This window comes from Rhodanobacter sp. ANJX3 (genome assembly GCF_014200755.1).
Classification (GTDB): Bacteria; Pseudomonadota; Gammaproteobacteria; order Xanthomonadales; family Rhodanobacteraceae; genus Rhodanobacter.
Genome location: NZ_JACHCM010000002.1, coordinates 170,910 through 184,156, shown reverse-complemented (window position 1 = coordinate 184,156; position 13,247 = coordinate 170,910). Strand labels below are relative to the sequence as shown.

11 protein-coding genes are annotated in these 13,247 nt (G+C 61.1%); 5 read left to right on the top strand and 6 right to left on the bottom strand.

The window, feature by feature from the left end; translation table 11 throughout:
• Window positions 1–337: 337 nt before the first annotated feature.
• Window positions 338–3,592: a VPA1262 family protein gene (locus HDE76_RS05450; protein WP_221262311.1), complete on the top strand. Its 3,255-nt coding sequence runs from the start codon at window positions 338–340 to the stop codon at window positions 3,590–3,592.
• Window positions 3,593–3,918: 326 nt separating this feature from the next.
• Here the strand turns inward: HDE76_RS05450 and HDE76_RS05445 are convergent, their stop codons facing one another.
• Both HDE76_RS05445 and HDE76_RS05440 read right to left on the bottom strand, forming a co-directional pair.
• Window positions 3,919–4,932 carry an alpha/beta hydrolase gene (locus HDE76_RS05445; protein ID WP_184505872.1) on the bottom strand — a complete coding sequence of 338 codons (1,014 nt, stop codon included), beginning with the start codon at window positions 4,930–4,932 and terminating at the stop codon, window positions 3,919–3,921.
• A 445-nt stretch (window positions 4,933–5,377) separates the two neighbouring features.
• Window positions 5,378–5,806, bottom strand: a complete 429-nt coding sequence (locus tag HDE76_RS05440; protein WP_184505870.1) for a hypothetical protein — start codon at window positions 5,804–5,806, stop codon at window positions 5,378–5,380.
• A 129-nt stretch (window positions 5,807–5,935) separates the two neighbouring features.
• Here HDE76_RS05440 and HDE76_RS05435 point away from each other — a divergent pair, with 129 nt between their 5' ends.
• The 4 genes from HDE76_RS05435 to HDE76_RS05420 are packed head-to-tail and all read left to right on the top strand — an operon-like array spanning window position 5,936 to window position 10,079.
• Window positions 5,936–6,676: a DUF3348 domain-containing protein gene (locus tag HDE76_RS05435; RefSeq protein WP_184505868.1), complete on the top strand. Its 741-nt coding sequence runs from the start codon at window positions 5,936–5,938 to the stop codon at window positions 6,674–6,676.
• Window positions 6,677–6,689: 13 nt separating this feature from the next.
• Complete coding sequence (locus HDE76_RS05430; protein ID WP_179481748.1) at window positions 6,690–8,786, top strand: DUF802 domain-containing protein; 2,097 nt, start codon at window positions 6,690–6,692, stop codon at window positions 8,784–8,786.
• Window positions 8,783–9,430, top strand: a complete 648-nt coding sequence (locus HDE76_RS05425; protein WP_179481746.1) for an OmpA family protein — start codon at window positions 8,783–8,785, stop codon at window positions 9,428–9,430. Before HDE76_RS05430 ends, HDE76_RS05425 begins: the two co-directional genes overlap by 4 nt.
• Window positions 9,423–10,079 carry a DUF2894 domain-containing protein gene (locus HDE76_RS05420; RefSeq protein WP_179481744.1) on the top strand — a complete coding sequence of 219 codons (657 nt, stop codon included), beginning with the start codon at window positions 9,423–9,425 and terminating at the stop codon, window positions 10,077–10,079. The genes HDE76_RS05425 and HDE76_RS05420 overlap by 8 nt, the downstream gene beginning before the upstream one ends.
• 18 nt (window positions 10,080–10,097) lie before the next feature.
• Here HDE76_RS05420 and HDE76_RS05415 read toward each other — a convergent pair whose 3' ends face one another.
• The 4 genes from HDE76_RS05415 to HDE76_RS05400 all read right to left on the bottom strand — a co-directional run bounded on the left by HDE76_RS05415 (window position 10,098) and on the right by HDE76_RS05400 (window position 13,156).
• Window positions 10,098–11,138, bottom strand: coding sequence for a C13 family peptidase (locus tag HDE76_RS05415; RefSeq protein ID WP_179481742.1), 1,041 nt, complete (start codon window positions 11,136–11,138; stop codon window positions 10,098–10,100).
• 23 nt (window positions 11,139–11,161) lie between these two features.
• On the bottom strand, window positions 11,162–11,848 hold the full coding sequence (mtnC, locus tag HDE76_RS05410) for an acireductone synthase (RefSeq protein ID WP_179481740.1): 687 nt from the start codon (window positions 11,846–11,848) through the stop codon (window positions 11,162–11,164).
• Between the two features lie 97 nt (window positions 11,849–11,945).
• The gene (locus HDE76_RS05405; RefSeq protein WP_179481738.1) at window positions 11,946–12,509 is read right to left on the bottom strand and encodes an acireductone dioxygenase; all 564 of its coding nucleotides are present in this window, start codon (window positions 12,507–12,509) and stop codon (window positions 11,946–11,948) included.
• On the bottom strand, window positions 12,506–13,156 hold the full coding sequence (locus HDE76_RS05400) for a methylthioribulose 1-phosphate dehydratase (RefSeq protein WP_179481736.1): 651 nt from the start codon (window positions 13,154–13,156) through the stop codon (window positions 12,506–12,508). Before HDE76_RS05400 ends, HDE76_RS05405 begins: the two co-directional genes overlap by 4 nt.
• Window positions 13,157–13,247 lie beyond the last annotated feature (91 nt).

Below are 13,247 nucleotides of genomic sequence, written 5' to 3'. Positions count from 1 at the left end.
GGTTGACTTGACGCGGAATAAAGCAATCTGCGCTGCCGGCCAAGGAGGACAGTACACTGCTGGCACAGACTAAGCTTTGAGTCGCTGCGCCGACAATTGAGTGAAACACCCGATCGGTGTGCGGGCCCTGCAAGCATGCGAGATTGGAGCCTAAGGGCACGATGCCCGCTGGCGTGGGTATAAATCCGTAAAGGTGGCTTACTCCAGCGTCGGCGCAACCATGAGAATGCGGAAAGATCCTTACAAGGAATCTATGGCTCCCGTACTAGATGACCTGCTAAATGACCGCCGGCTAGCGCGACTTTTCTCGGAGGATGTCCGCCACTGCGCGTTACAAATGTGGGTATTGCAGATCAAGTCCGAGCAATCGATTGAAAGTCGCATCGTCTACGGCCGCCTGCTCCCCTACAGCTATTCCAGCAATACCTGGTCCTCCAGCGACGATGATAACTTTCAAACCTTCGGCCAAGTTCAGGCGCAGGTTAGCCGCCTCAATCTGTACGTCAAAAGCGTCAGTTGCGCGGACCTCTTACAGCAATTGAGCACTGGCCGAACCATCTCGGCCATAAGCGAAGAACTGAAGCTCAAGCTCTCGGCCAAGTTGAAAGCGCGGTTCGGAGCGGCGGCGCTCGCTACCGATGATCTGGTTTACCGCCCAGTCGCTTACCTGCTAAATCGCGACGCGCATGACCGCCGTTCGCCCTCCAGCCCGCATAGCGGAGCCGGTGCCTTCAGCGCTTCCATCACCCAAGCCAACAAAGCAGCGCTGTTTCGGCTTGGTCAGGACTACGACGTCGCCTTGACGTCATCGGTGATCAAGCAACTAGATGCGGATACAGGACTAGACTTCGGTGGCGCCGACTCGGTCCGATTCGGGGACCTTGAGTTGCTGGTCTTTCCCGCGTTGGACGATCTAGAGCGGGACTTGCTGAGCGTGAGCTGGACCGACGCTCCGCGCGCACTGGTCGCCCGATTCAATCCGATGCAAGTGCCGCACTTCAGCGGCTTCCTGTTCCGGCTGAGCATTGCGAATGACGGCCAAATCGTCTACTCGGGCGTTGCCACAGCTGCCCGGAACTCGGAAGACGTGTTCGAGTGCAAGTTCGAGCTGAGCGAGCAGTTGCGCGCAACGACTGACAGCACCGAATTGGAGATCTTTGCCTTCCATGACGAGAATTCCCATGAGGGCACGTTGTGTTGCCGATGGCGGATTGGGTACTTTCGAGATCTTCATCTTCAGATGCATGTGGCTGATCACGGGACCAGGCCAGTCAAATTCGATTGGCTGGAAAATGCCACTCGGCCGTCCGTGTCGGCGCGGGTAAAGGCAGCCTTAACGATCAATCTCGACAATCAGCGATTCACCAACAGCATTGGCGGGCGTGAGGCGGATCCCTGGGTCTCGGCCAATCGCGATCTCGTATCCCTCTTTACGCGACTCCATCCACCGCAGTCGGAGGGGCATTTCTTTCTGCGCTGGGGCCAAGACGACGGCGAGGGGCGGCTCAAATTCGTCGAGTGGTTCAGGGCGCTGTTGGCTAAGTACCAGCGGCAACAAATAGTCATTTTTGATCCTTATTTCGAGGCCGCCGGCTTGGGGCTTGTGTTGCTTTGTGCGGCCTCGTCGGCCGACTACATTGTCTTCAGGTCTCTGCCAAAGCCCGTCAAGGAAGGCAAACCCCTGCGTCGCAAATCCGACAAAGCCGCCTACGAAGGAATTAACAATCTGCTGGCGAACTGTGATCAGAACCAACGTCTACTAGATCGCATCAAGTTGCGCATCTACGGCCTGAAGGAGGGCAGACTGCACGATCGCTACATCCTGATAATGGGGCCGGACAGGCTACCGCTCGCGGGTTTCAACCTGTCCAACTCGTTTCAGAAGGCCGCGGAAAATTATCCTTTACTGGTCACCCCGATCCCGGCGGATGTCCTGCTCGAGGTTGAGCAATACAAGTCCAAGTTGGTGCAGGAGGCAGACGCCGCGCAGCTCAAAGGTGATATCGAAAATTCCTCCATGCGGCTTCTCTTTGACTCTAAGGCGTCGCCTACAGCGCCGAGGCGTTACGAGCCGCTGCTCTTTCTCCAGAAGGAGCGGGCTGGCAACGTGCTGGGCATGTGGACCGGCGAGCCGTCGCTAAAAGGCTTGAGCGGCGATTCGTTGAGGGAACGAATGTCGGCGTTGAATCTGCTGAAGGATGAGTCGCTCGCACTGCCCGAGACAGTTGGCCTGCTCAAATGCGTGGATCATCAGGCGGGCGACTTTGCGGACTTCACAGAGACCTGGGAGGTACTTGGCGAGATACTCGCTCATTCACACACCGAAGACAGCTGCATTCGCGAGCTTGAATCCAAGCGTGGATTTTTGGAACTTTTAGCGCGATTCCTCGAGGCATCTTTCAATCGCGCGCATAGCGAGGTGGACAAGGGATTGGCCACTCTGGATGCCCGGTTCTTTCGCGAACCGGTAGAGACCCTGCTGCACAGCGCCTATAACCTGCATCACTTATTCCATCCGATAAAATATGCGGCTCTGACCTGGCCGGAGTACTTCTGCGTCAAGTTTTTGTGGAGGTGTTCGCCCGATACACTGCTTGAAATGGCCGAAGCCCAGATGGCCAGTGTGCCAATGGAGCCTCAAGGCCGAGAAGTGGTGCGACTGGCCCTGTTGAGCCAGATCGTCAGCGATATTTCGCTATCAATCCAGTTTGATATCAGCGAGATGAATCGAGAACGCCTCGTTCGTAGCAGCAACGGGCTACTCCAATGGATGGGACTGAATGCGATCGAGCGACAGCTGGAAAAGCACGGAGGGCTCATCACCGCCCTCCAGTTGATCGCCTCCCTCTCCCACACAGAGCAAGTGCGGGTCCTAGGCTGGTTGGTTCAACGAGCGGCAAAAAATCCGACGAATGCGAATATCTACAACGGTCTGTTAGCGGCACTGCGCGACGCTCTGCCGACGACGATCCCAAGCAAAGAGCTGAGGCTTTTGGTGGACTCGATGCGGGGGCACATGCGGCAACTGGCCTGGGCCGAGCCGTGGCTATTCCAGGACGTGGTTTTTCCCCTGTTGCGGAGTGACCGCGCCAACACGGACGATGCCTGCGAGATATGGGTTGAGGAGCTGGCTGCTTTGCTGGAGCCTGAATCGAAACAGCAATCTATGCTGTTTGACCGCGCACGCGAGGGCCAGACGACCAACATCACCGCGTTCCTTTTCGCCTACAGCAGCCCCGAGCGACAGAAGTCTAGTCTGCAGGCGGTACGGGTAATCCTGAATCGGCACAAGCGAATCGTACAACAACCCCTCGCCAGCACTTCCGACTGGACTCGATGGGACGGCTCCCTAGCGGTCTCGATGTGGCTTCTGACCTTTATTCGATGGGGGCAGTACTATCTGCGCGGACGCGGTATGACCGACAGAGGGCTGGATGAACTTTCGCAGAGCGCCCGCGATCTTGCGATGGTCAGACCCATGGCCGAATGGCGAGCGGAGGGCGCCGGCAAGGAGGGTGAGCTTGCCGCGTTCCTCGACCAGGTGGATGAGCTCCTAACCTCAAGTCACGAGTCGGAAAGCAAACTTAAATAGCTGCCGGTTCAGTGTTGGCCTCACACCAGTCAGCTCTTGCTGAAGTAGTGACGTCATGCTCGGGATCGCCGAATCCGACAGGCGTTCGGCCCCTCCTCACACCGCAAGCGGGGCCACGCCTAGATCTGCGCAAAAAGCGCGGCTTTGCAATCTGGCCACCAGCCCTCCCGAAAACGGACGCTCGCGACCGGCTCAAATGGGTCGAAAGCAGACTATTTCCACCAATTAGCACGCAACTTACAGGGTTGCCCAATCTCAGTGCGTAGCCGCGCAGTCAATATGTGGACTGCAACGCGCCTCGTCGATAACGTCATGAATAGCCTGCGCTACCAGCTCCGGCCTTTCCTGGTGGATGTAATGGGTACTGCCGTCAACAATGATTCGGCGACCGCGGGTAGAGGAGGCGCAATAGCAGCATCTTGGGCTTGCCACATCGCAAGCAGGAGGCGATCTTGCAGATCTTGCCCATAGTCAAACTGTTCATGCGTAGCATCTAGAATGATCAGCGGCTTGTTGCCCATCTTCCGTGGCGTTTGTATCGCCAGCTTTTCTGCAGGTGACATGCCGCCCTCAGCGGGTGGATAGGTATCCAGCAGCTGGCTCAGTTTGGTGGCCGCTTCGCCCGGTCGCGCCATTTGCTCGTCGAGCAAGCGATGTAATGCGGGATCGGGATTGGCCGGTTCGTCCAAGCAGTCCCGATGTTTTTGGGGCTGGTGCCTTAATTCTTCGGACTGGGCTAGCGCGAGGCACTTCCTCGCTTGCGCGATGTCGTTTTGATCGTCGGCCAACCAGGCTTTGAGCTGAGAGGGCGTAAGAACGCGTTCGGCATTTTCTTCTGCGCCAACTTGAAAGGGATCAATCAGCACCATCCCGGCGAAGTCATCCGGCCAGCGCGATGCGTACATGCTGACGTAAAGACCACCATCGGAGTGGCCGACCAGCACGATAGGCAGTGGAATGTCGGCTTGGCGCAATAGTTCATGCAAATCCTGAAGCACGTACTCCGCGCTACTAGGATGAGACGAAGGATCGCTGAAGCCCATGCCCGCGCGGTCATAGCTACACACGCGAGTGAAGTGAGCGACGTGCGCCTGCAGGATGCGATAGGTAAGGCTGTCGTCGCCGCCCCCAGCTTCAAGGACTACGGTAGGCGAGCCCTGTCCGATGCACAGTAAATTTACGCGTCGACCATCAGTCAGTCGCACCAACGTTTGCGCTTGTTCGTATGCACTTAAAGGTATTTGCTCGGCAGTCGTAGCTGCCGACAATGGCGAAGCAAAGACGCCGATCAAGAGAGCGGTGATTAAGCGATTGCAGCACGCCTCAAACCAGCCTTTCATGGCAATACCTCGCTCTCGCAGCAGCCGGCACTATGTTGGCTCAGCGCCGCACAGAAACGACTCTTAGTAACCTCGGGGTAGAACGCAGACCTCACTTATCAGATCGACGGAGAGGCGACTTTGTCGCTCGAACTTCGCTACGCAACAGCGGATCCGACCCAGACAACAACTTTGGATATGACAACTGACTTGTACCAAGCGGTCCCGTAGATATCGAAAACCTTCGGAAACGGGCCGACTTCGTAGCTTCCAGTCGTCACCTCGACGCAAACGGCTCCGCGCTGAGATTTTGGACAGTCGATCAATCGAACCGAGTCGATTTTATCTAACTTAAGCCACTTGAGATCGTCTCGGCCTTCAGCGCATCTGCCCGTGCACTCGTAACTGAAATTTTGATTTGAAAATGGACCGTTACCCGCTATTGCATCCACATATAGAGCGACGCTCAACGCGGTTTGCGCATCAGGCGAGGGATAGTAGTTTTTGTTGACTTAACAGAAGCGCAAAGTTTTCTGGAATCGTCCTGCGCTTCGGGCGGATGATACATATCACCCGCTATGCCGTACCGACGCTCGGCCGATAGCGACTCAATGGTTTGTTTCGCATTGAACCCGACGGTGACCCAATCTGCTGCGCAGAGACCGAATTGCGAGCCAGTAGCCATTGCGTGGGTATAAAACCTAATGGGGTCATCTGCCAAGTTACTCAATCTCGGGCGATCGACGTCGATCATGATTGCGCCAGATTCGCCCAAAAGTCTGTGAGCAATTTTAGGCAGAGACATCGTTCTAGCCTGATCCGACGTGATTCCTGCAATACAAAATGTAGGAATTAGGGCAACTAATAAAAATATTGAGGACGCTAAGCGCTTCATGAACCCTCCTGTACCGATCTATTGACGATGCCCATGAGATGGCCGGCTGTTGTGACCTTTGCCTGCCCGCCGACACCCAACCGCCTCCAAGCGGTTAGCATGTAAAATAGCGGTTTTTCAGCCAGAAATATGCCGCAAGCTACTCACCGGACCAGTGTCCGTGGCCCGACGTTTATTCGCTTGCTTGCCCGCCTGACGGACGTCGACGTTCGACCATCCAGGCAATCGTTGTCGGACCGGTTGGGCCAGTGGCTCGACTGGACGCACGCGGTGGCGCTGTCCACGGCGCTCGATGGCAAGCCGTCCGAGGTGGACGTGGATGCGCAGGCCTTTGGCAGCGCGGAAGAGCGCGAGTGCGCCCTCGTGCGTCGCGCGTTGGTCAGCGCCATTGCCACCGATGGCACATTCGCCGCGTCGCGCCAGCGCGCGGTCGCGCACGTGTCGACCGAGGAAGAGGGCGCGCCTGAAGCGGTCGATTACTCGGTGTTTCGTCAGCGCTATCTGGCCATTCAGCGGTCGATGCAGGCGGCTACTGGTAATCTGCGCGGCCGTTTGCGCGACATGCTTGCGCAGAAGTCGGTCGACATGGCACGGCTGGCGGACGTGGATGCGGTCATGGAGCGTGTGCTGAGTCCGCGCGAGCAGGCGTTACTGGCTCGCGTGCCAGCGCTGCTCGGCGATCGTTTCGAACGCTTGCGTCAGGCCGAGCAGAAGGCGCTGGCCGAGGCGCAGGTGTCGGAAGTTGTCCCGGCGACAACGCCTGGCGCATGGCTGGACGTGTTTCGCCAGGATGTGCAGAGCGTGTTGCTCGCCGAATTGGACGTTCGTTTTCATCCGGTGGAAGGCCTGCTCGCAGCGCTTCGCACCTAATTATTGAGGCGTCATGGTCAGAAATCTGCTTCATCTCGCGGTGTTTTTCGTCGGTCTGGCCGCGGTGTGCTGGATCGGCGCCGGCTACGTCGGAGCCAATCCGCTGGCGACCGCCGTTACGCTGGTGATTGGCGTGTGCTATCTGGCGGGCGCTCTGGAGCTGCATCGTTATCGGCAGGCCACGTTCACGCTGACGCGCGCGGTAACGGATCTGTCCTCCGCACCGGCCAGCCTGAGCGACTGGCTCGGCGGTTTGCATCCGAGCCTGCGCAACGCGACGCGCCTGCGCATCGAGGGTGAGCGCGTGGCCTTGCCGGTGCCGGTGCTGACGTCGTATCTGGTGGGCTTGCTCGTGCTGCTCGGCATGCTGGGCACGTTGCTGGGCATGATGGCGACGCTTCGGGGCACCGGCATGGCGCTGGAAAGCGCGACGGATCTGCAGGCGATCCGCGGCTCGCTCGCCGCGCCGGTCAAGGGGCTGGGATTTGCGTTCGGCACCTCGATCGCCGGCGTGGCCAGCTCGGCGATGCTCGGGCTGCTGTCGGCGCTTTGCCGGCGCGAGCGGCTGCAGGCGGTGCAGGTGCTGGACGCGAATATCGCGACGACCTTGCGCATTCATTCGCAGAGCCATCAGCGCGAGGAGTCGTTCAAGTTGCTGCAGCAGCAGACCGAACTGATGCCGGTTCTGGTCGATCGTCTGCAGACGATGATGGCGACCATCGAACAACACAGCGTGGCCACCAGCGAGCGGCAGGTGGCCAGCCATGAAGCCTTCCACGCGAGTTCCGAGGCTACCTATACGCGCCTTGCCAGCGCCGTGCAGGCGTCGTTGCAGGAGAGCGTGGCCGCGAGTGCTGCTGCGGTCGGGACGGCGCTGCAGCCAGCGGTGGAAGCCACCATGGCCGGTCTCGCACGCGAAACGGCATCGCTGCACGAGACGGTGACGCAGGCCGTGGCGCGTCAGTTGGATGGCGTGTCGACCGGCTTGGAGACGACCACCGCGACCATGGCCGCGGTCTGGAACGAGGCACTGGCGCAGCAGCAGCGGACGAACGAGGCGCTGGCCGAGGATTTGCGCCGCTCACTGCAGCAATTCAGCGAGACCTTCGAGCAACGCTCGGCCGGCTTGCTGGAAGGCGTCGCTGCACGCCTCGACGCCACGGCGGACGGCGCGGCGAGCGCGTGGAACGATGCGCTGTCGCGGCAGGATGCCGTCAACGCCGATCTGGCGACCCGCCATCAGCAGGCGTTGAGTGCGGCAGCGGCGACGTTCGATGAACACGCCACGTCGCTGGTCCAGCGCGTGCATCAGTCGCATGCGGACTTGCAGACGTTGCTGGAATCGCGGGACAAGAATCGTTTGACGACCTGGACGGATGCGTTCGCTGCGATGACCGCGGTGCTGAGCAACCAGTGGGAGCAGACGGGCGAGCAGGCCGCAACCCGGCAGCAGGCGATTTGCGACACGCTGGCGAAGACCGCGCACGACATCTCGGCACAGACCCAGGCACACGCCAGCGACACGATCGCCGAAATTTCCCGGCTCGTGCAAGCCGCGTCCGAAGCGCCCAGGGCCGCTGCCGAAGTCGTCGCGGAGATGCGCCAGAAACTCTCCGACAGCATGGTCCGCGATACCGCCATGCTGGAGGAACGTAGCCGCCTGATGGCCACACTCGATACCCTGCTCGATGCGGTGAACCACGCGTCCACCGAGCAACGCGTGGCCGTCGATGCGCTGGTGACCACCTCGGCGGATCTGCTGGATCGTGTCGGCACGCGCTTCACCGACCATATCGAGGCGGAAACCGGCAAGCTCGGTGCCGTCGCTGCGCAGGTCACCGGCAGTGCCGTCGAGGTGGCCAGCCTGGGCGAAGTCTTCGGTGCGGCCGTGCAGACGTTCGGCGAGTCGAACGGCCTGCTGATGGAGCACCTGCAGCGCATCGAAGCGGCGCTGGACAAGTCGCTCGCGCGCAGCGACGAGCAGCTCGCCTATTACGTCGCGCAGGCGAGGGAAGTGATCGATCTGAGCATGCTGTCGCAGAAGCAGATCATCGAGGAAATGCAGCAGCTCGCCGGCCAGCGGGCGCTCGCCGGGGCCGAAGCGACATGAGCGACGAAGTGGATGGCGTCGAGGAGTCGACGGCGCCGATCTGGGCGGCCTTCGGCGACCTGATGTCGGTGCTGCTGGGTGTGTTCGTGCTGATCCTGGTGGGCGTGATCGGCGTGCAGCTGCAGCTGTCGAACAAGCTGGATGAAGCGGTCAAACAGCAGCAGGCCGAGGCGAAGCGCAGCATGACTCTGGAGCAGGCGCTGGCGGTTCCGCTGGCCGCTGGCCGGGTGACCCTCGTCAACGGGCGCATCGGTATCCGCGGCAGCGTGTTGTTCGCGCTGAACTCCGATCAGCTGCAGCCCGAGGGGCATGAGGTATTGAGGAGCCTGGCGGCCCCGCTGGCCGACTACCTCAAGTCGCGCGACGAGATTCTGATGGTTAGCGGTTTCACCGATGACCGGCAAGTGCGCGACGGCAACCGGCAATTCGCCGACAACTGGGAGCTGTCCGCCGAGCGCGCGCTGACCGTGACGCGAGCCTTGATCGCCGATGGTTTGCCGGCCTCGTCGGTCTTTGCCGCGGCGTTCGGTGCCGAGCAGCCGGTAGGCTCGAATGCCGACGACGAGGGACGGGCGAAGAACCGGCGCGTGGAAATTTCGCCGATCCCGAAGCAGCCGACGGCAGCCGTGGCGGCTCATGAGTGATAGCGCATCACGCATCCGCAAGATCCTCGACGCGTGGCGGCAGCAGAACGCCGATCGCCTGAGTCCGTGGCGATTTCATTTCATCGAAGTGCTGGAGCAGCGTGCGGCAGGCCATGACGGTGCGACGCGGCAGCTGCTGGATAAGCGGCTGACCAAGCTTGTCGAGGCGTATGCGGCGGATCTCGACAATGCGGCATCCTGCGCTGGCGATGCCGACGGCGTGTCCGCGCCATCGGCGCCGGCTCGTGGCGCGTTAGGCGAATTGCTCGATGACATCGCCAACCGTGCAGCCACTCGTGTTGACGATCTCGCCACGACTGACGCGACGCCTGGGACCACCGCATTGCCAACGCTGGAGGCGCTAGATGAGTTCAGAAACATCTGGTCCGAGGTGCGCATCGAGAGCCAGATACGCCAGTCGCTGGAGCAGGTGCCTGCCGATGCCGGACCGCTCAACTCGGGCAGCCTGGTGCATCGGTCGCTCACCCTCATGCACGAGCTTTCGCCAGGCTATCTGCAGCATTTTCTGTCCTACATCGACACGCTGTCGTGGATGGAACAGATGAGCGATGGCGGCGCTCCTTCACCCAAGGACGGGGCGCGGGTGCCGTCAAAGCGCACGCGTGCCAAAGCTCCGCGGGCACCGTAAAGCCAAGCGAGCTTCGAGCTACTGCGCCAGCGCCGTCGTGCTGGCTGGCGCCGGCGCCGCCGGCTTGAATGGCACGGCGGGGCCCGGCGTGAAACCCTGGCGCCACAGCGCGAGCTGTTCGGCGATGCCGCTGCCGACATCGATCTGAGGCTCTGATGGCGTGAGTTTGTCGCGCTGCTCCCACTGGCTGATTTCACCGCTGGCCTGTTTGAAGGCGGCGATGAAATCGGGTGTCTGGTTCAGCGCATCCACCAGCCAGGCCTTGCCGAAGTAAGTGGCGTCCGAATCGCTGCCGCAGCCGAACGAGCTGCGGTCGGTGCGGGCCGCGGTGATCACCAGCGTACCGGCGCCGTGCAGGGGCGGCACGAAGCCGCCCGAATAGCAGGCGCTGACCACCAGCACCTTCCATTTGAAGGGCCGTTTGGCCAGGATGCCGGCAAGGTCCGGTGCGCCGATCTGGTCCAGCGCCAGCGGGTCCATATCCACCAGCAGGTTGTGATCCTCGTCGCCGTGGCTGGTGATGTAGAGCATCAGCACGTCCTGATCGGGCTTCATCACTTTGGCCACCCCATCGAGCGCCGCTTCGAGATTGCTCCAGCTGGCCAGCGGGTGGCTGGACAAGGTATCGGGATTGTTCTCCAGCACCAGCGTGTGCGCGGTGGGGCCGAAGCGCTGCGGGAAAAGCTGCGCGGCGTATTCGGCCTCATTGCGGAACACGTCTTCGCCACCGTCGCCGGCAAAGGTCACCAGGTAGAGATTCGTTTTGCCGGCGACGCGCGGGGTGAGTTTGGCCAGCGCATCGGCGACCATCTTCGGCTGCGCATACATCACCTGCTCGGGTGACGGGCCGCTGCTCGGCCAGTCGGCGTCGTTGTTTTCATCCGGGTCGTCGTCGGCCGACGATGATGACGCCGGTTCGCCGCTGCTGGAACCGGTCGCCGTGGCAGTCGTCGAACCGGATTGCCCGTTACCTAAGTTGAGGGCGGAATGACGCGGCAGCCACAGCATCACGAGGACGCCGGCAGCGAACGCGAGGACGGTGATCAGTGCAGTTCGCATGGCAGGGCTCGTACGCGGTGGCGTCAGGGTTGGATGGCGTTGAAATCGCGATACGCCGCATGGCGCGGCGCGTTCGGCCAGGCCAGCGGTTCGCGGATCAGCCACGCGGTCTGCAAGCCGGCCGTCTGCGCGGCGTCGAGCTCTTCCACGATATCCGACAGAAACAGGATCTGATGCGGCGGCAGGCTGATGGCTTCAGCGATCTTCGTGTAAGAGTCGGCCTCGCGCTTGTGGCCGGTTTCGGTGTCGAAGTAGCCGGAAAAGAGCGGCGTCAGATCGCCGGCTTCGCTGAAACCGAACAGCAGCTTCTGCGCCGGCACGGAGCCGGACGAGTAGACGTAGAGCGAAAGGCCGCTGGCCTGCCACGCCCGCAAACGAGCGGCGACTTCGGGGTACATGTGGGACTGGTAATCGCCGGCCTCGTAGCCGTCTTTCCAGATCATGCCCTGCAGCGCCTTGAGCGCGGTCGACTTGCGGTCCTCGTCGACCCAATGGATCAGCAGTTCGATGATCTCTTGCCGGCTGGCCTCGACCAGGCCGGCCTCTTTCGCCGCCTCGTGCAGCCAGTGCTGCACCTCGGGCGTGTCGCCGTGCGTTTCGATGAAGGCGGGCAGGCGCTCGCGGGCATAGGGAAACAGCACATCACGAACGAAGCTGATCGAGCTGGTGGTGCCCTCGATGTCGGTGACGATGGCGCGGATATCGGTCATGGTTTGGCGTTGCCTGGAAAAGGCGCCCAGCATAAACGACCGGGCGATCTGGCCGGTCAACGTTCGGCTTGGCCGTGTCAGCGACGGCGGGTTCTATTCAGCGAGTTGCTGGCGAGTAGGGCTGCATCCGCGGGAAACGCTCGGCAATACCGTCGCCGGTGAAGTTGGCGACCCAGCCTTCCTTGTTGGTGAAGAAGCGAATGGCCACGAAGTAGGGCGCTTCGCTCATGTCGAACCAGTGGCGCGTGCCGTCGGGGACGCCGATCAGGTCGCCGGATTCGCACAGCACGTCGTAGATCTTGCCGTCGATGTGCAGGGTGAACTGGCCGGCGCCGGCGACGAAGAAGCGCACTTCGTCCTCGCTGTGGGTGTGCTCGCTGAGAAACTTCTGCCGCAGCATGGCGCGATCGGGATGATCGGGCGTGAGGCTGATCACATCGACGGCCTGGTAGCCGGTTTCCGCCATCAGCCGATCGATATCCGTTTTATAGGCGGCAATGACCTCGTCCTGGCTGGCGCCGGGCGAAATCGGCTGGCTGGCCTCCCACTGTTCGAAGCGGATGCCGACCTTGCCCAGCTCGCGGGCGATGGCGGCGTAATCGCGGTGCAGCGCGAGCTCGGCGTCGGGATGACTTTCGTCGAAGATGCGTAGTTGGCTCATGATGCCCTCAACCTTTTCAGATCCAGTTCGCAGCCCAGCAGGAATTCGAGTGCTTCCAGATGGCGGTGCGTTTCCTTCATGTCGCGGCCCCAAGTATAGATGCCGTGGCCGTCGATCAAATACGCGTGCAGCGGTTTGCCGCTGTCGATCCAGGCGTCGACCTTATCGACCAGCTCAGGCATGTGCTGGGTGTTGGGGAATACCGGTATCTCCAGCAGGCTTTCGTGCGTGGTGTAGCCGGTAATCGCTTTCTGCAGCTCCCAGCCCTGCAGGCGGATGACGCCATCGTCGGCGTACAGGCGCGAGGCGACGCTCTGCGTGCGCGAGTGCGTATGCAGCACGGCGCCCATCTCAGGCCAGCGACGGTAGATTTGCGTATGCAGCGCGGTCTCTGCGCTCGGTTTCGCATCGGTGCCGACGGCATTGCCGTGCATGTCGATCAACATGATGTCGTCGCGACCGAGCTTGCCCTTGTCGCGGCCGGAGATGGTGATCGCCGCGTAGTCGGCGTCGATGCGGGCGGAAAAATTGCTGCTGGTCGCCGGCGTCCAGCCCAGCGCTGCGAGCTCGCGCGCGGTGTTCGCGATCGAGTCTGCGCGCGCCTCGAACAGGCTGGTCGATATCGTAGCGGGTAGCTGCTGGCTCATGGGATTTGGACGTCCAAATGGAAGATCATCATATCACGCACAAACGCCCGCCCAGTCTTGAATGAGAGCCATTCTCGCCAGTCACGAATGA

What these genes read in the sequence shown, in the direction of transcription:
- HDE76_RS05450 (WP_221262311.1), top strand. Translation starts at nt 338, where the DNA reads ATGTGGGTATTGCAGATCAAGTCCGAGCAATCGATTGAAAGTCGCATC.
- HDE76_RS05445 (WP_184505872.1), bottom strand. Translation starts at nt 4,932, where the DNA reads ATGAAAGGCTGGTTTGAGGCGTGCTGCAATCGCTTAATCACCGCTCTC.
- HDE76_RS05440 (WP_184505870.1), bottom strand. Translation starts at nt 5,806, where the DNA reads ATGAAGCGCTTAGCGTCCTCAATATTTTTATTAGTTGCCCTAATTCCT.
- HDE76_RS05435 (WP_184505868.1), top strand. Translation starts at nt 5,936, where the DNA reads ATGCCGCAAGCTACTCACCGGACCAGTGTCCGTGGCCCGACGTTTATT.
- HDE76_RS05430 (WP_179481748.1), top strand. Translation starts at nt 6,690, where the DNA reads ATGGTCAGAAATCTGCTTCATCTCGCGGTGTTTTTCGTCGGTCTGGCC.
- HDE76_RS05425 (WP_179481746.1), top strand. Translation starts at nt 8,783, where the DNA reads ATGAGCGACGAAGTGGATGGCGTCGAGGAGTCGACGGCGCCGATCTGG.
- HDE76_RS05420 (WP_179481744.1), top strand. Translation starts at nt 9,423, where the DNA reads ATGAGTGATAGCGCATCACGCATCCGCAAGATCCTCGACGCGTGGCGG.
- HDE76_RS05415 (WP_179481742.1), bottom strand. Translation starts at nt 11,138, where the DNA reads ATGCGAACTGCACTGATCACCGTCCTCGCGTTCGCTGCCGGCGTCCTC.
- mtnC (WP_179481740.1), bottom strand. Translation starts at nt 11,848, where the DNA reads ATGACCGATATCCGCGCCATCGTCACCGACATCGAGGGCACCACCAGC.
- HDE76_RS05405 (WP_179481738.1), bottom strand. Translation starts at nt 12,509, where the DNA reads ATGAGCCAACTACGCATCTTCGACGAAAGTCATCCCGACGCCGAGCTC.
- HDE76_RS05400 (WP_179481736.1), bottom strand. Translation starts at nt 13,156, where the DNA reads ATGAGCCAGCAGCTACCCGCTACGATATCGACCAGCCTGTTCGAGGCG.